Source organism: Nitrospirota bacterium (genome assembly GCA_016214855.1).
Lineage (GTDB): Bacteria > Nitrospirota > Thermodesulfovibrionia > Thermodesulfovibrionales > UBA6898 > UBA6898.
This window is the reverse complement of record JACRMT010000004.1, coordinates 324,158-343,900: the sequence shown is the minus strand read 5'-3', so window position 1 is coordinate 343,900 and position 19,743 is coordinate 324,158. Positions and strand designations below refer to the sequence as shown.

The 19,743-nt window shown below is 50.3% G+C and carries 23 protein-coding genes and 2 tRNA genes; 23 read left to right on the top strand and 2 right to left on the bottom strand.

Annotation, left to right across the window (positions count from 1 at the left end):
* The first annotated feature begins 11 nt into the window (after positions 1 to 11).
* From HZB62_03695 to phoU, 12 genes are all read left to right on the top strand, one after another.
* Complete coding sequence (locus tag HZB62_03695) at positions 12 to 221, top strand: hypothetical protein (GenBank protein ID MBI5074266.1); 210 nt, start codon at positions 12 to 14, stop codon at positions 219 to 221.
* Between the two features lie 45 nt (positions 222 to 266).
* Positions 267 to 995 (top strand): response regulator, encoded by a 729-nt coding sequence (locus HZB62_03690; GenBank protein ID MBI5074265.1) that lies wholly within the window; start codon positions 267 to 269, stop codon positions 993 to 995.
* Positions 973 to 2,247 carry a glycoside hydrolase family 1 protein gene (locus HZB62_03685; GenBank protein ID MBI5074264.1) on the top strand — a complete coding sequence of 425 codons (1,275 nt, stop codon included), beginning with the start codon at positions 973 to 975 and terminating at the stop codon, positions 2,245 to 2,247. Before HZB62_03690 ends, HZB62_03685 begins: the two co-directional genes overlap by 23 nt.
* Before the next feature lie 87 nt (positions 2,248 to 2,334).
* Positions 2,335 to 3,027: a phosphotransferase gene (locus tag HZB62_03680; protein ID MBI5074263.1), complete on the top strand. Its 693-nt coding sequence runs from the start codon at positions 2,335 to 2,337 to the stop codon at positions 3,025 to 3,027.
* Between the two features lie 9 nt (positions 3,028 to 3,036).
* Entirely contained in the window at positions 3,037 to 4,257 is a 1,221-nt protein-coding gene (locus tag HZB62_03675; protein MBI5074262.1) for a glycosyltransferase, read from the top strand.
* Positions 4,258 to 4,794: 537 nt separating this feature from the next.
* Entirely contained in the window at positions 4,795 to 5,241 is a 447-nt protein-coding gene (locus tag HZB62_03670; GenBank protein ID MBI5074261.1) for an arsenate reductase ArsC, read from the top strand.
* Positions 5,242 to 5,306: 65 nt separating this feature from the next.
* Entirely contained in the window at positions 5,307 to 5,783 is a 477-nt protein-coding gene (locus tag HZB62_03665) for a methylglyoxal synthase (protein ID MBI5074260.1), read from the top strand.
* Positions 5,784 to 6,381: 598 nt separating this feature from the next.
* Positions 6,382 to 7,392, top strand: coding sequence for a phosphate ABC transporter substrate-binding protein PstS (gene pstS / locus HZB62_03660; GenBank protein MBI5074259.1), 1,011 nt, complete (start codon positions 6,382 to 6,384; stop codon positions 7,390 to 7,392).
* Positions 7,393 to 7,523: 131 nt separating this feature from the next.
* Positions 7,524 to 8,465 (top strand): phosphate ABC transporter permease subunit PstC, encoded by a 942-nt coding sequence (pstC, locus tag HZB62_03655; protein ID MBI5074258.1) that lies wholly within the window; start codon positions 7,524 to 7,526, stop codon positions 8,463 to 8,465.
* Entirely contained in the window at positions 8,462 to 9,301 is an 840-nt protein-coding gene (gene pstA, locus HZB62_03650; protein ID MBI5074257.1) for a phosphate ABC transporter permease PstA, read from the top strand. The genes pstC and pstA overlap by 4 nt, the downstream gene beginning before the upstream one ends.
* The gene (gene pstB, locus HZB62_03645) at positions 9,286 to 10,065 is read left to right on the top strand and encodes a phosphate ABC transporter ATP-binding protein PstB (GenBank protein MBI5074256.1); all 780 of its coding nucleotides are present in this window, start codon (positions 9,286 to 9,288) and stop codon (positions 10,063 to 10,065) included. The genes pstA and pstB overlap by 16 nt, the downstream gene beginning before the upstream one ends.
* The gene (phoU, locus tag HZB62_03640) at positions 10,065 to 10,730 is read left to right on the top strand and encodes a phosphate signaling complex protein PhoU (GenBank protein MBI5074255.1); all 666 of its coding nucleotides are present in this window, start codon (positions 10,065 to 10,067) and stop codon (positions 10,728 to 10,730) included. The genes pstB and phoU overlap by 1 nt, the downstream gene beginning before the upstream one ends.
* 26 nt (positions 10,731 to 10,756) lie before the next feature.
* On the opposite strand, the gene HZB62_03635 is transcribed toward phoU, so the two are convergent.
* Together HZB62_03635 and HZB62_03630 are read right to left on the bottom strand one after the other, a co-directional pair.
* On the bottom strand, positions 10,757 to 12,442 hold the full coding sequence (locus HZB62_03635) for a proline--tRNA ligase (GenBank protein MBI5074254.1): 1,686 nt from the start codon (positions 12,440 to 12,442) through the stop codon (positions 10,757 to 10,759).
* Positions 12,443 to 12,528: 86 nt separating this feature from the next.
* A complete protein-coding gene (locus HZB62_03630; protein MBI5074253.1) occupies positions 12,529 to 13,041 on the bottom strand; it encodes a hypothetical protein in 513 nt (170 codons plus the stop codon).
* Positions 13,042 to 13,190: 149 nt separating this feature from the next.
* Here HZB62_03630 and greA point away from each other — a divergent pair, with 149 nt between their 5' ends.
* The 11 genes from greA (at position 13,191) to HZB62_03575 (ending at position 19,347) form a co-directional block, all read left to right on the top strand.
* The gene (gene greA, locus HZB62_03625; protein ID MBI5074252.1) at positions 13,191 to 13,664 is read left to right on the top strand and encodes a transcription elongation factor GreA; all 474 of its coding nucleotides are present in this window, start codon (positions 13,191 to 13,193) and stop codon (positions 13,662 to 13,664) included.
* Complete coding sequence (locus HZB62_03620) at positions 13,657 to 14,427, top strand: dihydroorotate dehydrogenase electron transfer subunit (GenBank protein ID MBI5074251.1); 771 nt, start codon at positions 13,657 to 13,659, stop codon at positions 14,425 to 14,427. The genes greA and HZB62_03620 overlap by 8 nt, the downstream gene beginning before the upstream one ends.
* Complete coding sequence (locus HZB62_03615; GenBank protein MBI5074250.1) at positions 14,421 to 15,341, top strand: dihydroorotate dehydrogenase; 921 nt, start codon at positions 14,421 to 14,423, stop codon at positions 15,339 to 15,341. Before HZB62_03620 ends, HZB62_03615 begins: the two co-directional genes overlap by 7 nt.
* Positions 15,331 to 16,137 carry an SAM-dependent chlorinase/fluorinase gene (locus HZB62_03610; protein MBI5074249.1) on the top strand — a complete coding sequence of 269 codons (807 nt, stop codon included), beginning with the start codon at positions 15,331 to 15,333 and terminating at the stop codon, positions 16,135 to 16,137. The genes HZB62_03615 and HZB62_03610 overlap by 11 nt, the downstream gene beginning before the upstream one ends.
* Positions 16,138 to 16,212: 75 nt before the next feature.
* Positions 16,213 to 16,683 (top strand): Rrf2 family transcriptional regulator, encoded by a 471-nt coding sequence (locus HZB62_03605; GenBank protein ID MBI5074248.1) that lies wholly within the window; start codon positions 16,213 to 16,215, stop codon positions 16,681 to 16,683.
* Between the two features lie 6 nt (positions 16,684 to 16,689).
* Complete coding sequence (locus HZB62_03600; GenBank protein MBI5074247.1) at positions 16,690 to 16,941, top strand: sulfurtransferase TusA family protein; 252 nt, start codon at positions 16,690 to 16,692, stop codon at positions 16,939 to 16,941.
* A 2-nt stretch (positions 16,942 to 16,943) separates the two neighbouring features.
* Entirely contained in the window at positions 16,944 to 18,143 is a 1,200-nt protein-coding gene (locus HZB62_03595) for a cysteine desulfurase (GenBank protein ID MBI5074246.1), read from the top strand.
* Positions 18,125 to 18,493, top strand: a complete 369-nt coding sequence (gene nifU, locus HZB62_03590; protein ID MBI5074245.1) for a Fe-S cluster assembly scaffold protein NifU — start codon at positions 18,125 to 18,127, stop codon at positions 18,491 to 18,493. The genes HZB62_03595 and nifU overlap by 19 nt, the downstream gene beginning before the upstream one ends.
* Before the next feature lie 77 nt (positions 18,494 to 18,570).
* Positions 18,571 to 18,663 (top strand) — tRNA-Ser (locus HZB62_03585).
* 52 nt (positions 18,664 to 18,715) lie between these two features.
* Entirely contained in the window at positions 18,716 to 19,252 is a 537-nt protein-coding gene (locus tag HZB62_03580) for a DUF2155 domain-containing protein (protein ID MBI5074244.1), read from the top strand.
* An 18-nt stretch (positions 19,253 to 19,270) separates the two neighbouring features.
* Positions 19,271 to 19,347: transfer RNA gene (locus HZB62_03575), tRNA-Arg, on the top strand.
* Positions 19,348 to 19,743 lie beyond the last annotated feature (396 nt).

The following is a 19,743-nucleotide window of genomic DNA, read 5'->3' as shown; positions in this document are numbered from 1 at the left end:
TATTGTAAATCATGAAAAAAGTAAAACAGAAGGAGGATAGCATGAAATGTCCGCATCTTATCACATGGATTATTGAATCCTGCAAGGCTGACTGCAGACCGTATGTGCCGAGTCTGTTGGAACTGGAAGGGTACTGCAAGAGCGAGGCGCATGGGAAGTGTTCATTCTTTCAGAGGGATCTCAATGCGTCGAGTAATGCCGGGGACTATGTTCCGGCATAAGATAGAGGGGGGCCGAACTGAGATATTGACCGCAGCAGAAGACTGATGCGATCCAAAGTTCAAAGGATCCTTGCCGTCGATGATGAGCAGGACATTCTGGAACTGCTTTTCTATAACCTTTCCAGAGAAGGTTTTGCGGTGACTACCGCAACAGACGGCGAGGAAGCTCTGAAGATGATCAGGGCGAAAGGCTTTGATCTCGTCCTTCTTGACCTCATGCTTCCGGGTATGTCTGGCCTGGAGATCTGCCGTGTCCTCAGAAATGCTCCGGAAACAAAGAACCTCCCGATAATCATGCTCACAGCAAAGACTGAAGAGGTGGACAGGATCATCGGTCTTGAAATGGGCGCTGACGACTACATCACAAAGCCTTTCAGTCCGCGGGAACTGATCGCCAGGGTAAAGGCTGTTTTGAGAAGGGTGACGAAAGAGCCGGTCCTGGACAGGGTCCTTGTTACCGGAGATCTTGCGATCAATACCGAGACCTATTCGGTCACTAAGAATGACCTGCCGCTCAATCTCAGCTCTACCGAATTCAGGCTGCTTCTTCATCTTGTCGAAAAAAAGGGGAAGGTATTCAGCCGCGAACATCTCCTGAGTGCCGTCTGGAAGGATGAGGCCTATGTCGAGCCGAGGACCGTTGATGTGCATATAAGCAGGATCAGGACCCAGATAGAGGATAACCCTTCCATGCCGGTCTATGTAAAGACCAGAAGAGGGCTGGGATATTTCTTTGACGGAGAGGTCTCGGGTGGATCATCCGTCAGTCTCTGATATCGCCTTATCTCAAACGAAACGCCATCAGTTTCTCTGGGGTGTTGCGACATCCGCCTTTCAGCTTGAGGGATCGCCGCATGCTGACTGGACATCATGGGATGAGATCCTTTCTGACAAGCCGGACATAACTGACCACTACAAGCGGTATAGAGAAGACCTCTGCCTCCTGAGAGACCTCGGTGTCAATGCCTACCGCTTTTCGATCGAATGGAGCAGGATAGAGCCACGGGAAAACAGCTGGGACGAAAAGGCCGTCGAACATTATAGGGAAATCGTCGCTATTCTCAGAAAAGATAACATCGAACCGCTGGTTACTCTCCATCACTTCACGCACCCCCTCTGGTTCAGCAGGAAATACCCCTGGCATGAGGATACTTCAGTAGAGAAATTTCTTGCGTACGTGAAGCGGGTCGTGGCCGCAATAGGCGATGTGATCTACTGGGTAACCTTCAACGAGCCCTATGTCCTCGTCCTTGCCGGGTATTTTGAAGGATGCACTCCCCCAGGAATAAAAAACGCAACGCTTGGGATCAGGGCACTGGCTAATATCCTTAAGGCGCATGCAGGGGCCTATGACATCATCCATGAGGCCTGCCCGCATGCAAAGGTGAGCGTGGCCCACAATATGGCTGCGCTCGCGCCGTGGAGTAAGTGGAACCCCTTCGACAGACTCCTCTCAAGGATTGCGAAATACTTCTACAATCACTCCCTGCTCGATGCCTTTCTGACCGGCTCACTCAGGATCAAATTCCCCTTTAAAGAAGAGCTGTCCATTGCCGTGCCTATCAAGGGCAAGCTCGACTTCATCGGGGTGAACTACTACACAAGGATACATATGCGGTTCAATCCCCTGAAAGCAATGGCGGTTGAGATGAGACACAGCGACATTGACGGCCACGGACTTACGGATATGGGCTGGGAAATCCATCCCCGCGGTCTCGAAAGGGTACTCCGTTATGCCTCAAGGCTCAATCTCCCTCTCATAATCACGGAAAACGGGATAGCTACAAAGGACAGCCAGAAAAAGATCAGGTTCATGAAGAGACATATCGATGTTATCGAGCAGTGCAAAAAACAGGGCATGGATATCAGGGGTTACTTTTACTGGTCTTTGATCGACAATTATGAGTGGCTTCAGGGGCTGGATGCCCGGTTCGGTCTATACAAGGTTGATTTTACCAGTCTGAGAAGAACGCCGACCAATGCAGCTGCATACTATTCCTATCTTATAAAAAGCAGGCGCTTTTAATATTCCAGTTCTTCCTTCTTCCTCTTTTCATGCAAATGTAATATCCCCGTCATGATGATGTAACGTGCGGTATCTATACTAACCCTAATGCTTCTGTGTGATTTTCACATACACACAACATACTCAGATGGGTCAGTAGAACTCAGAAGGACCATTGACCTTTTCGGACAGGCCGGCTTTGATGTTATTGCAATAACAGACCATGCAGTAAATGGTGATAATCCGGTGGGCAAGCTTGCACACCGTTTTAAATATTCTATAACGGCGGCAAATTTTGGCCAATATATGGCCCATATAAGAGAAGAGGCCGAAAGGGCTCTCGACAAGTATGGCATGCTCGTAATTCCCGGCATCGAAATAACCAAGAACCATCTCACTACAGATAACTCGGCACATATGCTTATCATTGATATCAAGGACTTTATACCCGCCTGCATAAGTTATGAAGAGATATTCCTTGAGGCAAAGAAGCAGAACGCCCTGACCATAGCCTGCCACCCGCATTATATGTCGGCCAAGAGCGACCGGGACACCCTTTTCCTCTGGAACAACAGGGACAAATATGCCCGGTACATCGATGCATGGGAAATCGCCAACAGAGATGACGTCTTTAATGTGATAAGCCTGAAGAAGTATCCGTATATCGCAAACAGCGATTTCCATAAACCGAGACATCTGTACTCCTGGAAGACACTTCTGAACTGCACAAAAGACACCGACGCTGTCAAACAATGCATTAAACATAACAAGGGTGTTGCCTTGACACTCTTTAGAAATTAGGAGGTGAACATGATCATATTCTGGATATTGGCAGGTATTACACTCTTCGGGATAATCGGCTATCTGCTTCAAATTGCTGCAGTCAGGTCATACACTGCTCCCCTGCACTCAGGGGAAAGCATGCGCTTTCCCCGCTCTTTTTCTCCTGTCTCGATTCTGAAACCGCTCAAGGGTCTTGACGACGGCCTGTTCGATAATCTTGAAAGCTTCTGCAATCTCGATTATCCTGCCTATGAGCTCATCTTTGCGCTTCAGAACCGGAATGATCCGGCCTATAAGGTTGTAGGCAAGATAAAGGATAAATACCCTTTGAAAGATATCACCATTGTCGTTGAGCATTGCAATGAGGGGCTGAACCCCAAGGTCAACAATCTGATCCCTGCCTATGCGAGGGCCAAATACGACCTTATATTGATCAGCGACAGCAATGTCAGGGTGGAAGCAGACTATCTTGGCGAGATCTCCCGGCACATGGAAGATCCGTCTGTGGGTCTTGTAAGTAATCTGATCAGGGGCATGAGCGGTCGGTCTCTTGGGGCTGTTATGGAAAACCTGCATCTCAATTCCTTTATCGTTGGCAGTGTCTGTTTTCTTGATAAATACCTCAAGATGCCCTGTGTGATAGGCAAGTCCATGCTGATGAGAAAGACCGAACTTGAGGCAATAGGGGGCTTCAGGTCTGTGAAGGACTTTCTTGCTGAAGACTATATCATCGGAGAAAGAATCCACAGACTGGGCAAAAGGGTAGTTCTTTCCAGCCACCTTATTAATAATATCAATGAATATTGGGGCATAAAGAGATTTGTAAACCGTCATACAAGATGGGGAAAATTGAGATGGCAGATCGGCGGCGCAAAGTACATCTCTGAACTGGCAGGCAATGCCGTATTCATCTCCTTCATGCCGCTGGTATTAATGCCGATATCCTGGCTATCTCTGTTGTTGGCTGCCACGGTCAGCGCCCTGAAAATAGCTCATGACTACTATATTGGCAAGAAGCTTTGTGCGGATATGAATCCCCTGCTCTATCTGTTATCCCCGATCAAGGACCTCATCATAGGCGTCGCATGGTTCGTGCCGATCCTGAGCAGCACCGTAGCCTGGAGAGGCAATCGATACATTATCGGAAAGGACTCGCTGCTGTCCCCCTATCCTGAGAAAGGCAGGGCAGTACGGGGTCCGAGGATCGTGACAGCTATCAGAACAAGGCTGGCATGGTCAAAAACATAGAAAGGAGGTGAATTATGTTGTCGCTTCAGCTTGAAACGTACAGAAGTTCAGCAGCCCTTGACGTTTGTCCCTACAGCGAAACAGAGACTAATATCTGTATGGCCTCATTGTCATCAATGATTATCGGTTCAGGTAATAGAATGAATTACTGTTCTACTGATAATTATGATAACTGCCCCGTATTTCTGGCCAGAATACTGCGGGAACGCTGATATTCCGGCCTTGTTTTTCCCTTGCCGGTGCAATTCTTAATATTGCTGTAACATTTTTTTAACAATCAGTATTTTATACTAAAAAAAAGGAGAAAAAAGATATGAGTACAATTGGCTTTGTTCTCTGTCCAAACCTTAAGGGCAGTAAGGAAGGGTCTGTTTGCACTATCACCTGTAGTCTGATCAAGGACATGGAAGGCTTCACCGTTAAATTGTGCATGAGCCATCGTCATGAAGCATGTTCAGTATATAAGCAGTCCTTGCAGAACATGATCGAATTCGGGTCTTATGCGAACCTTATTGCTGCTGATTTGAGGTAATAGTCATGGAAAAGAAGAAGGTGCTTTTTGTATGTATTCACAATAGCGCGCGCAGCCAGATGGCCGAGGCATTTTTAAACTTACTGGCCGGTGACAGGTTCGAGGCTGAAAGTGCAGGGCTTGAACCTGGAGTGCTGAATCCGCTTGTGGTCGAAGTTATGAAGGAGATCGGGATTGATATTTCGCAGCATGTAACCAAAGGTGTTTTCGACTTCATCAAGCAGGGAAAACTGTTCCACTTTGTAGTAGCGGTCTGCGATGAGACCAGCAATAACCGATGCCCGATATTTCCGGGCTATGCAAAAAGGCTGCATTGGAACTTCTCCGATCCTTCAACCATCGAAGGGACGCATGATGAAAAATTGCAGGCAACGAGAATAATCCGTAATGAGATCAAAGCAAGAATAGAAGCATGGATAAAGGAAGCAGTTGTGACAGAGAAAGAAAAATAGCGCTCGGACTTTCATAGAAAGCGGTACAAAAAAAAGAGGTGAAGACCATGAAAGCAGATGATCATATGAACGTTGTAACCATGAAGAACTCAAAACGGATCGTCCTTGTTGCACATGACAATATGAAGAAGGCGCTTCTGGAGTGGGCACGATATAACAAGGACCTGTTGGCCAGGCATGAATTATATGCCACCGGCAGTACCGGCTCCCTGCTTTCTGCAGCATTGGGTGTAGAAATACGCTGCTTCAAGAGTGGTCCTCTGGGCGGAGATCAGCAGATCGGGGCCAAGATCGCGGAGGGCGGGATCGATATGGTTGTTTTCTTCTGGGACCCTCTCGAGCCTCATCCTCATGATGTGGATGTAAAGGCGTTGCTGCGCATTGCGGTTGTTTACAACATACCGATTGCCTGTAACAGGGCTTCAGCAGATTTTGTGATCTCGTCCCACCTGATGCAGGAACCTTATGAACGCATGGTGGAAGACTTTGAGGCCATGCAGAGGCAAAGGATAGCTACTTTGCAGGGCAGGGCCGATCAATAATTTCGATGATGCCTGCGTGCTGATCTGATAAAAAGGGCAGCGTACGCGCAAGCCTCTATTTCCATCCCGGTATCTCCGCAAGATTTAACCCCGAATTAATCAACCCGACATTTTCCTGTAACACTGCGGTAGTTATTGTAGCTCATCGGATCAACATGCACAAAAAGAAGGGAGGGTAACATGAAATGCATTGAGTTTCGGTCAGAATATTCGCGATGTGAGCTCGGGATACCGGTTGGACAACTCTTCAGGCATTACTTTTGTGAAAGCAATCATCAGAAATGCCCATTAAAGCGGATCGAAAAGATGAAGAAACGACGTGCTCCAAGCAGACTCGAAAAATCGTATTTAGAGAAGGTGAAAGTATGATTAGGTCATTTCGTAATCTTCTTCATAATGTAACGTCTTCTTCATAATGCCGTAACATTTTGAGTGCTATCGTAGAGCATGATCGTAATGGCACTGAGTCTCCCAATCTGCATAGTCTCTCTGCTCATGAAAGGGGGTTAAAGGTATATGTAACAGAACGTTAACTATTCTGTAACAGAGTTGTAACAAAAGGAGTATATTCTAAATAAAGACAAACAAGGAGGAATTTATGAAAGTATTATTAAGAATAGCGTTGGTATTGGCGGTCATGTTCTCTATGACCCATGTTGAGGCGGCTGAGACACTGAACGGTGCAGGTGCGACGTTCCCATACCCTGTGTATTCAGCGTGGGCATTCGATTATAACAAGATCACCGGTGTGCAGCTGAACTACCAGTCGATCGGTTCCGGCGGCGGGGTGAGGCAGATCACCGAGAGAACCGTCCATTTCGGCGCATCGGATGATCCGCTCAAGCCTGAACAGCTCCAGAAGGATAGGCTGCTTCAGTTCCCGGCGGTCATCGGCGGCGTTGTGCCTGTCGCTAACCTCGACGGCATTAATCCGGGCCAGCTTAAGCTCGATTCTGATACACTCTGCAAGATCTTCCTTGGTGAAATTAAAACGTGGGATGCGGCTGCAGTCCAAAAGTTGAATCCGGGACTCAAACTCCCTCAAGGTGAGATCACCGTGGTCTATCGCTCTGACGGCTCCGGCACTACTGCCATATTTACGCATTATCTGGCTGAGGCTTGTCCTGACTGGAAGAACAAGGTCGGAGAAGGAAAGGCAGTGAAATTCCCGATCGGCATAGGCGGCAAGGGTAATGAAGGCGTTGCCAATTATGTGAAGAGGACAAGAAATGCGGTCGGGTATGTCGAATTTGCCTATGCAAAGCAGAACAAGCTCGACTATGCGCAGCTTAAGAACAAGGCAGGAAACTTTGTAGAGCCGGGCTTTGCGAGTTTCGAGGATGCTGCCGAGACAGGAGACTTTGACGCAAAAAAAGACTTTCACCTCTGGCTCACGAATGCGCCTGGCAAGGGGTCATGGCCCATTGCAGGTGCGACGTTCATACTGCTTGCAAAGGAAAAGACCGATACCAATAAGAATGTCGTAAAATTCTTTGACTGGGCATTCAAAAACGGAGATAATAAGGCCAAAGAACTGGTCTATGTTCCTCTGCCAAAGTCCCTGAAGGAGAAGATCAAGGCTTACTGGAAGGCAAACGGTTTGCAGTAGATCATCAATAAATCCCTCCTAACCTCCCTTTGCTGAAGGGAGGCATATCCCCCTCTTTGGCAAAGAGGGGTTAGGGGAGATTTCTTGTTAATCCGAATTCTATTATAAGACCCGTACAATAAGGAATTTGAATGGCAGCCATATCAAAAAAGAACCCGGTCGATCTGATCTTTTCATTTGTCACGGCGATCGCATCGTTCTCGGTGATCATCTTCATTCTGGGCATCCTGTATGTGCTCGTCTCTGAATCATCTCTTGCCATAAGCAGGTTCGGCATCATCAAATTCCTCACGTCAACAGACTGGAACCCGGTCACCGAATCTTTCGGCGCATTGACGAATATCTACGGCACGATCGTCACGACCTTTCTGTCGCTCCTGATCGCGATCCCGGTTGCGATCGGCATTGCGATATTCGTTACCGAGATATCCCCGAACTTTCTGAAGACACCGATCGGCATTGCCATCGAGCTCCTCGCTGCCATACCGAGCATCATCTACGGCATGTGGGGACTTTTCACTCTGTCGCCGATCATGTCCAATTATGTCGAGCCTTTTCTGAAGAAGATCACAGCCGGCATACCGTTGGTGAGCGTTCTCTTTCAGGGTACACCTATGGGCATTGATATCCTGACCGCAAGCATCATCCTGAGCATCATGATCATCCCGTTCACGGCGAGCATTTCAAGAGACTCCTTTAACCTTACCCCTGCAGTGGTCAAGGAATCAGCATATGCACTCGGCGCTACCAAGTGGGAGGTTGTGAAGAACGTGGTCATACCGTATTCGAAACTCGGGGTATTCGGCGGCATTGTCCTGTCTCTCGGCAGGGCGCTTGGCGAGACCATGGCGGTCGCCTTTGTGCTCGGCAATAACCACAGGATAACCACCTCGCTCCTCGATGCAGCAGCAACCATAACGGTCACGCTCGCCAATGAATTTGCAGAGGCTGACAATGACGTGTACCTGTCAGCGCTTTTTTATCTTGCCCTGGTGCTTTTCGTGATGAGCTTCATCACCCTGGCCATAGCCAAGTTCTTTCTGCTCAAGGCAGAGCGGAAGTATTCGCGATGACCAGAGAGCGGAAGAGAAGAATTGAAGGATTTATCGCGCTGGCGCTCAGCACCCTTGCCGCGCTTCTGGGACTCTTCTGGCTGATCTTTATCCTTGGGGATGTACTGGTGCACGGTCTGAAGGCCCTGAATCTCAGTCTGTTTCTGAACGATCCATCTCCTCCCGGCACAGAGGGAGGAGGTCTGAGGAATGCCTTTGTCGGGCAGCTTATCATTACCGTCTTTGCGACCCTGATCGGCGTGCCGATCGGTGTGCTTGGCGGGACCTTCCTTGCCGAGTATGCGCGGGGGAGAAAGATCGCAAGGATCATAAGCATACTCTCGGACATCATGGTGAGCGTGCCTTCGATCGTGATCGGCACATTCATTTATGCGATATTGGTAAGACCGTTCGGCCACTTCAACGGATGGGCGGGTGCTATCGCGCTCTCGATCATCATGATTCCGGTCGTGCTCAGGACAACAGAAGATATGCTCTCGCTCGTGCCCTGGACCCTTCGGGAGGCTGCCTTTGCGCTCGGCGCACCGTATTATAAAGTGATCACTCAGGTCGTGTACCGCGGGGCAGCAACCGGCATTCTGACCGGCATTCTTCTCTCGATAGCGCGCGTGGCAGGAGAGACTGCGCCGCTGCTGTTCACCTCATTCAATAATTCATTTTTCTCGCTCAATATGAATCAGCCGATCTCCTCGCTCACCGTGACCATCTTTCAGTATGCCATGGGGCCGTACGACAACTGGCATGAGCAGGCCTGGGCAGCAGCTTTTGTGATCACGATATTCATTCTTCTTCTGACCATCACCGGAAGGCTTATCATTAAATGGAGGTACAGATAGTGCAGGAGCAGATAGAGCTGAGAGTAAAAGGACTGAATTTTTATTATTCCGGCGGGATTCACGCCCTGAAACAGATCAGTCTGCCGATATACAGCAATCAGGTAACAGCCCTGATCGGGCCGTCCGGCTGCGGAAAGACAACCCTCCTGAGGTGCTTTAACCGGATGCATGATCTCTATCCGGGCAACCGGTATGAGGGCGAGATCTATTTTGTCAAGGACAACATCCTCAGCCCTAATATGGACTTGATCAGCCTCAGGAGCAGGATCGGAATGGTATTTCAGAAACCGACGCCGTTTCCGATGAGCATATTCGATAATATTGCATACGGTCTGAAGCTGAAAGGCATTAAAAAGCGGGCTGAGCTCTCGGAGCGGGTAGAAAAGGCCCTCAGGCATGCGGCACTCTGGGATGAAGCCAGAGACAAGCTGAGCGCAAGCGCGTACGATCTTTCGGGCGGCCAGCAGCAGCGGCTTGTCATCGCGCGGGCACTGGCTGTCAATCCGGAAGTGCTGTTGTTCGATGAGCCGACCTCTGCGCTCGATCCTATATCCACTGCAAAAATAGAGGAACTCTTCGCAACACTCAAGAAGGATGTTACAATCATCATCGTTACCCATAATATGCAGCAGGCAGCCCGCATCTCGGACTGGACCGGATTTATGATGCTGGGAGAGCTGATCGAGTTCGGCAGGACCGATAAGATCTTTACTGCGCCGTCCGAGAAATTGACTGAAGACTATGTGACCGGGAGGTTTGGATAATGACTGTTTTTGACGAAGAACTGCAGCATCTGAAGGAGAAGCTTCTTAAGATGGGGTCTCTGGTGGAGGATGCGATCAAGAGTTCCATTCAGGCCCTGGTTGAAAGGGACAATGCGCTTGCGCAGAAGGTGATAGACAACGACCGTCTCGTGAATACCCTTGATGTCGAGATCGATGAGGAGTCGATCCGCCTTATAGCACTCAGGCAACCGATGGCAACAGACCTCCGGTTCATTACCATGGCCATGAAGATAACGACTGACCTTGAACGTATGGGCGACTTTGCCGTAAACATTGCGGAAAGGGCGCTCGAACTGAATGAAGAGCCGGTACTGAAACCGTACATTGATATACCGAAGATGCGCGAGATCTCCCAGGGGATGATACGTGACGCGCTGAATGCCTTTGTGAGAAAGGACAAACAGCTGGCGATGGACGTGATCATGAGAGATGACCAGGTGGATGACCTCAAGCGGGATGTCCTGCAGGAACTGGCCTTGTATATGGCAAAGGACCCTGCCACGGTCTCACGCGCCATGAAAGTCAGCTTTGTTGCGCAGTATCTTGAGCGGGTTGCTGACCATGCCACGAATATCGCCGAGATGGTTATCTATCTTGTTGACGGCAAGATCATCAGGCATATGGCCCCCCCGACCGAGCATTAACATTGAGAGTTATCAGGACCTGATAATCAGCTTCTTATCAGGTCCTGCATTTTTGCAACAACCTCTTCTACCTTCACCTTTACCGCTTCTTTGGTCTTCCTGTCCTTGACCTCGACAAGTCCTTCCTTGATATTCTTTTCACCGATAATTATCTGCGTTGGAATACCGATCAGGTCAGCGTCCTTGAATTTCACGCCGGCACGTTCATCGCGGTCATCCATGAGCACATCGATACGGTCCTTCTTCAGCTCCTTGTAAAACTTTTCTGCTGTTTCGACAGTCTTCGGATCGTTCATATTCAGCGGGATGAGTTCAACATCAAAGGGAGCAATGCTTCGCGGCCAGATGATGCCGTCCTTGTCATTGTTCTGTTCAATTGCAGCTGCTGCGATGCGTGCAGGGCCGATGCCGTAGCTGCCCATGATGATCGGTTTTTCGTTGCCTTGCTCATCAAGGAATACTGCCTTCAGGGCCGCAGAATATTTTGTGCCGAGCTTGAAGATGTTGCCGATCTCGATCACCCGCTCAACATTGAGTTCAGCATCGCATTTTGTGCATGCCTCCCCCTGCTTTGCGATATGGATATCGTGCCATTCGGCGGTAAAGTCCCTGTCGGCCTTTACGCCTTTTATATGATAATGCTGCTTATTCGCACCGCTGACATAGGTCCCCTGCCTAAGGCAGACATCCCCGACAATACGCAGGTCTTTGTGTCCCATCGGACCGATAAAGCCGGCCTCGACGCCAAGAATTTCCTTGACCTCGATCTTCTGTGCCGGGCGGTGAGGTCCGATCACCTTGGCCAGTTTCTTCTCATGGACCTCCTGATCTCCCCGCACCAGTGCGAGCACCGGGCCATTATCGGATATCACCAGCACGCTCTTGATGAAAAATTCAGGAGATAGCTTCAGGAAGGTTGTGACCTCGTGGATCGTTCTCTTTTCAGGTGTATGCACTTCTTCTGACTGCCAGTTTTTGTCCTCGATCTTCTTCGGGATCGAGAGCGCGAGTTCCACATTGGCTGAATAACCGCAGCCTGGACAGACCGCTACCTGGTCTTCCCCTGCAGGGCTCGGCGCCATGAACTCGTGAGAGTATCCTCCGCCCATCATGCCGGGGTCTGATTCGACCTGCATGAACTTCAGGCCGCAGCGGTTGAAGATCCTGTGGTAAGCCTCTGCATGGAGCTGATAGTTCTTATCGAGACCTTCCTCGTCAGCGTCAAAGCTGTAGCTGTCTTTCATAATGAATTCCCGTGTGCGCAGTACGCCGCTTTTGGGCCGGGCCTCATCCCTGAGCTTTGTCTGTATCTGATACCATACCTGCGGCAGGTCGCGGTATGAGCGAATCTCCCGGGAGGCGAGCCATGTCATGATCTCCTCATGGGTCATGCCGAGGCAGAATTCCCGGTCATTGCGGTCCTTGAGCCGGAACATCTCGCCGCCGATAATGTCCCAGCGGCCGGTCTGCTGCCAGATCTCGGCAGGGTGGAGGATCGGCATGGAGATCTCCTGAGCCTCGATGGACTCCATCTCTTCTTTCAGGACTGCGTCTATCTTGTCCAGGACCCTCCAGCCCAGCGGAAGGAATATATAGAGACCTGCTGCCAGCTGCCTGACATAGCCGCCACGGAGCATAAGGACATGGCTGACGGCTTCTGCATCAGCAGGGGCCTCTCTCAGTGTCGGGATGAACATCTTAGAAAATCGCATTGCGTCCTCCGGGGAAAAAAGTATGGATTAGACTAAAGCATTGTCATTCCTGAGTCAATGCAGGCAGCAGGGCCGGGGCAAGCCGGTTATTTTATCTTTGTGCCGTCATAGGGGCAGTATTTCCATCTGAGGTCAAGCTTCTTGCCGCACAGCTCGCAGGTCCTCTCGCTCACAGCGCCTGCGTTCAGGTCGATCGGTTTGCCGTCAGAAAGGATGCTTTTGACGTAGGAAAGCACAACGAATATCCGCTCATTGTTGTCGTTCGGGTCTATCGGGTTCAGGAAAAAACCGAGTCTGTCAAGATGAAAACTGTGGGAATACCCTTCTATGACCTCGTTGTCCATGAAGGTGACAGAGATCCTGCGCTCGGCTGACTGTGTGCCGGAAGACCTGACCGGAGGTCTGTTGTGCGGCGCCTTGCTGCCCGCGAGCTTTCTCACGAAAAAAACGGCCTTGAGGTCGTCCACGAGCACTTCGACAGTATCGTCAGGAGAACCGTCAATGGCCATATGAAACATATTCCTGTAAGGAAGGAAGTCTCTGGAAGTCCCCTTGATCATGGCTCCGTCCTTCTTCTTTGCAACGATCTTTGTCAGCATGCATGCCTCCGCGTTCTGGTATAAACTCTGTACCTAAAGATTAGTATATGCGTACCGTCAATTCAAGCAGAAACTGCCCGGATGAATCTTTTAAAAAAAAAGGCGACATGGTAGAGTATAACTGATTTTCTGATAAGGAGTTACGAATCGTGCAAAGAATCCCCTTAACACCAGACGGGTACCGGAAACTGCAGGCCGAGCTTGAGCAGCTGATGAAGGTCGCAAGGCCGCAGAACATACAGGCCATAGCAGAGGCGCGCGCGCATGGCGATCTCTCTGAAAATGCGGAATATCATGCAGCAAAGGAACAGCAGTCCTTTATTGCAGGACGGATACAGGAACTGCAGGGAAAAATAGCCATGGCCCAGGTGATCGACCCTGCGACCATAAAGCAGTCAAAGGTCGCGTTCGGTGCAAAAGTGAAGGTGCTTGACGTTGAAGCGGATGAGGAATACGTGTTCATTCTTGTCGGAACGGAAGAGGCTGACGTGAAGCAGGGCAAGATATCTATCAGTTCTCCGGTCGGCCGGGCCCTCATCGGCAAGGATGTCGGTGATACCGTCGAGATCAAGGTCCCTGCCAGGACCATAGAATATGAGATATTAGAGATCACCTTTGAGTAGATACTTTAAGGCAGAGATCCAGGAAAACCGTCCGGTCCACACAGTCCATAACCTCTTAACCCTTAACGTCCCTGTGAGCATGCCCGAGCCCCGGCCCGGCCAGTTTTTCATGATCGAGGCGAATAAGGGTACAGACCCGCTGCTGAAGAGGGCCTTCAGTCTTTTCAGAAAAACGGGGCAGGGGGTGCAGATACTGTACCGGGTCAGGGGGAAGGGCACGGCTATCCTGAAGGAGATGAAAAAAGGAACGCTGCTTGAGGTCCTGGGTCCCTTGGGGACCTGCTATCCGCTTCCCCCCGCAGACGCTGTCCCTCTTGTGATTGCGGGCGGCATCGGCATTGCTTCGGTATTTTCTTTCGTTGAACAGTTTTCCCGCAGGGCAATTGTTTTTTACGGTGCGCGTACAAAAGACGATCTTTTGATGCTTGATGAACTGCAGGGGTTTGCAAAAGAGGTCCGGGTGAGCACGGACGACGGCTCAGCCGGCACAAAGGGAACGGCTGCCGATTCGTTACGGCATTTTTTGTCTCATCACGCATCACCCATCACGCATCACTGCATTTACGCCTGCGGTCCGCATCTGCTGCTCAAGGCAGTCTCAGAGATCGCCGGGGCGCATAAGATACCTTCATACGTCTCTATGGAGGAGCATATGGCCTGCGGCATCGGCGCATGTCTTGGGTGCGTGGTAAAGACCCGTGACGGATACGCTAGGGTCTGCAAGGAAGGACCGGTTTTTGAGGCCAGGGAGATCGTTTGGTGAGCATGGACCTTAGCGTCAGGATCGGCAGTCTTGAACTGAAAAATCCGGTGATGACCGCTTCAGGCACGTTCGGATACGGCGAGGAGTATGCTGAATTCCTTGACCTGAGCAGGTTGGGCGCTGTTGTGGTAAAAGGTCTTTCGCTTTTACCGAAAGAAGGCAATCCTCCTCCGCGTATTGTTGAAACTGCATCCGGCATGCTCAATGCCATAGGGCTGCAGAACATCGGCATTCAGCGGTTCATTGATGAGAAGATCCCCTTTCTCAGGACCTACGACACAAAGGTGATCGTCAATTTCTTCGGAGACTCGATCGAGGAATATGTGGCTGCGGCCGAAAGGCTGAGTTCTGTTGAGGGCATCCATGGCCTGGAGATGAACATATCCTGTCCGAACAAGCAGGCCGGATGGTGCATATTCGGCACTGACCCCAGGGTTACGACCGAGGTTGTCGGCGCAGTAAGGAAGGCCACAAAACTTCCCCTTATCGTGAAACTTTCCCCGAATGTCACTGATATTTCTCTGATGGCAAAGGTCGCCGAGGATGCGGGTGCTGATGCGCTCTCGGTGATCAATACCCTGACCGGCATGGTTATCGATATCAAAACGCGGAGGCCGAAGCTGGCCAACAGGACAGGCGGGCTTTCAGGGCCGGCGATCAAGCCGGTCGCAGTCCGCATGGTATATGAGGTCTTTAAGGCGGTTAAGGTCCCTGTGATCGGCATGGGCGGTATCATGCATGGCGATGACGCGATAGAGTTCCTGCTGGCAGGGGCAACAGCTGTTGCGGTCGGCACGGCAAATTTTGTGAACCCAAACGCTACAATTGATATCCTTGATGGTATAATGGCGTATATGAAGGACGGGAAGGTCGAGGATATTAATCTTTTGAGAGGAGCCGCTCATGCCATCTAATCCGGTGATAACGCTTACGACAGACTTCGGGCTCAATGACCCCTTTGTAGGAGTTATGAAGGGAGCAATACTCAGCATCAACCCGGAGGCAAACATCATTGACCTCAGCCATGGGATCGCATCGCATAATATCCGTGAGGCGGCTTTTACGGTCGGCATGAACTACAAGTTCTTTCCCGAGCGGACCTGCCATGTGGTCGTTGTAGATCCGGGCGTGGGCTCCCGCAGGCGGCCTCTCCTTGTTGTCACAGAGCGTCAATATTTTATCGGTCCGGATAATGGTATCTTCTCCTACATATATAAGCTGGAAGCGCGGACGCTCCAGGTGATCCATATCACCGCAGACCACTATTTCCTTAAATCAAAGAGCTCTACGTTCCAGGGCAGGGATGTGTTTGCACCTGTTGCCGCATGGCTTTCAGGAGGCAAGAACGTTCAGAATTTCGGAGAGGTCATTACGGATTATCTTTCTATCGATCTTCAGATGCCGACTGTCGGGAAGGGCGTCATTAAAGGTGAGATCATCCATGTGGACAAATTCGGCAATGCTACGACGAACATCAGCCAGACCGAGATCGACGCCCTTGACAGTCAAAATCCGGGCACATCGCTGAAGGTATTTCTCGCCGGCAAAGAGGTTCCCATGAAGATGTATTACGGCGAGGCACTGGACAAGGAACTTCATTCCGTGATCAACAGTTCGGAATATGTCGAGTTCTTCGTGAACCGGGGCAGCGCAGCAAAACTGTTCAATATCGCGATCGGCAATACGGTCGAGATACAAAGTATTCCGTAATTCCCCCTGTTTTTCTGTGCCCCGCATTGTCCTGATAATACTTGACAGATTTACTAAACTTTTATAAGGTAAAGCATGCTCAGATTATCGACAAAAGGGCAGTATGGCGTGCGTGCGATGTACGAGATCGCAAAAGCCGGCAGCGTCGGTCCGGTCACGATCAGACAGATATCTGAAAGGCAGGATGTTTCGGTCTCGTATCTTGAGCAGATACTGAACACGCTGCGCAAATCCGGGATTATACAGAGCGTGAAAGGGCCCGGCGGCGGCTATGTCCTTTCACGGGAGCCGGAGAAGATCAGCATCGCCGAGATCCTGAGAGAACTGGAAGGGCCGGTGGCGATCACCTCCTGCCTTGACCCGGCTGAGGGCTGCATCCGCGTCGACAGCTGCGTAACGCACCTTCTCTGGAAATCCCTTGGCGAGAATATCGAGAGGTTCCTTGACAGCATGTCCCTGAAGGACCTTCTTGCAGGCAATCAGCTCATGACGATACCGAAGCGGCCGAAGAAAGGCAGGCAGGGGAAAGGCATCAGGGCTGCCTGACAGAATATGAAATTTGTCCAGGACGTAAAGCCTGATGTTACTACCGACATCGTATATATGATGTGCCCCATGCATCTGCTGAAACTTGAGGAGCAGATGAAAGAGCTGGAGACCGGCCAGATACTTGAGATCATGACTGACTATGACGGTGCGCTTGAGGATATTCCTGACTGGTGCAAAAAGACGAACAATGAATTTCTGGGAATAGACGAGACACCGGATTTCTTTAAATTTTATATTAAGAAGGGTATGAGGTGATCATGAAGAAATACTATGTAGACCATGTTGCTACAAATCCCCTTCATCCGGACGTGCTCAAGACGATGATGCCGTATTTCACGGAGGAGTTCGGCAACCCCCTCAGCGTCTATGAGTATGGCATGAAGGCGAAGGCGGCCATTGAGACTGCGCGCGAGCAGGTGGCCGGGCTGGTGAATGCGAAGGCTGCTGAAGTTATCTTTACGGCAAGCGGCGCTGAGGCGAACAATTTTGCCCTGCGCGGCATTGCCCTTGCACGGCAGAACGAGGGAAAGCATGTGCTGGTATCGAGGATGGAGCATCATTCCATACTCAATGCTGCCCGTTTCCTTGAGAAGAGCGGCTTTACGGTCACGTATCTTCCGGTGGACAAACAGGGCATTGTTGATCCTGAGACCGTGAGGAAGATGATCACAAAAGAGACGACCTTGATCTCTGTTACCCATGCAAGCAGTGAGGTCGGAACGATCGAGCCGATAAAGGAGATCGTGAAGATCGCAAAAGAGAAAAATATCTCTGTGCATACCGATGCGGTTGCCACGACCGGAAATATCCCTGTGGACATGGCCGATCTCGGCGTAGACCTCCTGAGCATGGCCGCGCACCAGTTCTATGGGCCGAAGGGTGCAGGCGCGCTTGTGGTGAAACAGGGCACTCGTATCGTTCCGCTCATCTATGGCGGCATACAGGAGTCAGGCAGGCGCGCAGGTACCGAGAACGTGCCTGCGATCGTCGGCATGGGAAAAGCAGCTGAGCTGGCGAAGGCGGAATTGCAGAGCAGGATGGACTATCTCAGGCCGCTGCGGGATAAAATTATAGATGCGATGGCAAATGTCGAAAGAGTTTACCTGACCGGACACAGGAGCAACAGACTTCCCGGTCATGCGAGCTTCTGCGCAGAATATATTGAAGGGGAGGCGATGCTTCTTCTTCTTGCTGCAAAAGGTATCTTTTCAGCAAGCGGTTCCGCCTGCTCTTCAAAGGCACTGAAGGCTTCGCCGGTACTGCTCTCCATGGGCATACCGTCCGGTCTTGCACAGGGTTCGATCGTGTTCAGTCTCGGCATGGGCAATACGCCTGAAGATATAGATTATGTTGCAGCAGAGCTCCCGGCAGTTATCAAGAGACTCAGAGAAATCTCTCCCTATGCGCAAGGCTGGGGAGATAACCAGGAAGGTGGATCATGTACAGCGACAAAGTGATGGACCATTTCACAAACCCCCGCAACGTGGGGGACATGGCTGATGCGGACGGCGTAGGACAGGAAGGCAATCCAACCTGTGGAGATGCCATGAAGATCTATATCAAGGTGAAGGATGACCGCATTGTTGATGCCAAGTTCAAGACCTTTGGCTGCGGCGCTGCCATTGCCGTCAGCAGCATGGTGACCGAGATGGTGAAGGGCAAGACCCTTGATGAAGCGCTCGCCATATCCAAGGAAGCTGTTGCCAACGAGCTTGGCGGACTGCCTCCGCAGAAGATGCACTGTTCCAATCTCGGCGCAGATGCATTGAAAAAAGCGATCGAGGATTACCGTTCCAGACAGAAGTGACAGCCTGCACTATGCCGTTCTTTTCTGCAGCCATTTCTTTACAAAAGATAAAGTGAGCTGTTAAACTATCTCGTTTTGGAGAGGTGGCCGAGTCGGTCGAAGGCAACCGCCTGCTAAGCGGTTGAATGGGTAACACCGTTCCCAGGGTTCGAATCCCTGCCTCTCCGCCATTTTTGGTATTGAGAATAAATTTATTCAATCATCTTTAAGGAGGAGCAGTAAATGAAGAAACAGATCTTAGTGGCAGTTTGTGGTATTGCGCTTGTATTGAGTTTTGGTGCATGCAAGAAAAAAGAGGATAAACCGGCGGTTCCCCAGGTCGGAGCACCTGGTCAGCAGCTTCCTGCAGGACATGCGCAGCAGGGTGCACCAGGTAGTCAGCAGGTTACCATGCCGAAAGGCCAGACCACGGTCTCTCTTCCTGATGCGGTGAAGGGCAAGTGGAAAGCGGTTGTCGTCATTGTTGAGGACAAGAGCAGCAAGAAGAAGACCGAGTATACGATCAACGTTAATGGTGAATTGAAGGTTCCAGGTTCGAACCTCAAGCTTGCAGTCGGTGAGTTTATTCCTGATTTCAGGATGGACGGCCTCACCATTACCTCCAGCTCGAATGAGCCAAACAATCCGGCAGTGGGCCTGAAGGTATTGGAAGATGAGAAGGAAATTTTCAAGGGGTGGCTGTATTCCAAGTTTCCTGCGATCCATCCGTTCGAGCATCCGAAGTATGCAGTTATGCTGAAGAACGGTATAAAGAAATAAGCAGTTATTACGGGGTATGCGCCCTTAGCTCAGCTGGATAGAGCGTCAGACTACGAATCTGTAGGCCGGGGGTTCGAATCCCTCAGGGCGCGCCAGTTAAAAATATTTAAATAATAATAAAGAGTTAAGTATTATGGATTAGTTGATCGGTTCATGGGGAGTTTTTGAACACTGCCTATGTTATACGGCACAACAAAAAGACACGTATCATGCCGATACGTGTCTTTTTGTTGTGCATGGAATGGGGCTGTCAAACTCCCTGTATGACCTGCCCCATAACCCTAACTCTCTGTATCCCCTTCTGATCAACACCAGCTCTCCCTCAAGGATCTCACTGCTGAGAAGGGGATATTTTCCTCTGCACTTAATGGGGACACTTTCCTGTTGCTGCCACGCATCAGACTAATTTTCCTTGACTCACCAGTCAATATGAACTATACTTTTTTCAGAAATTTCATGATAGTAATTAAGTCAGATGTCGGCGTAATTAC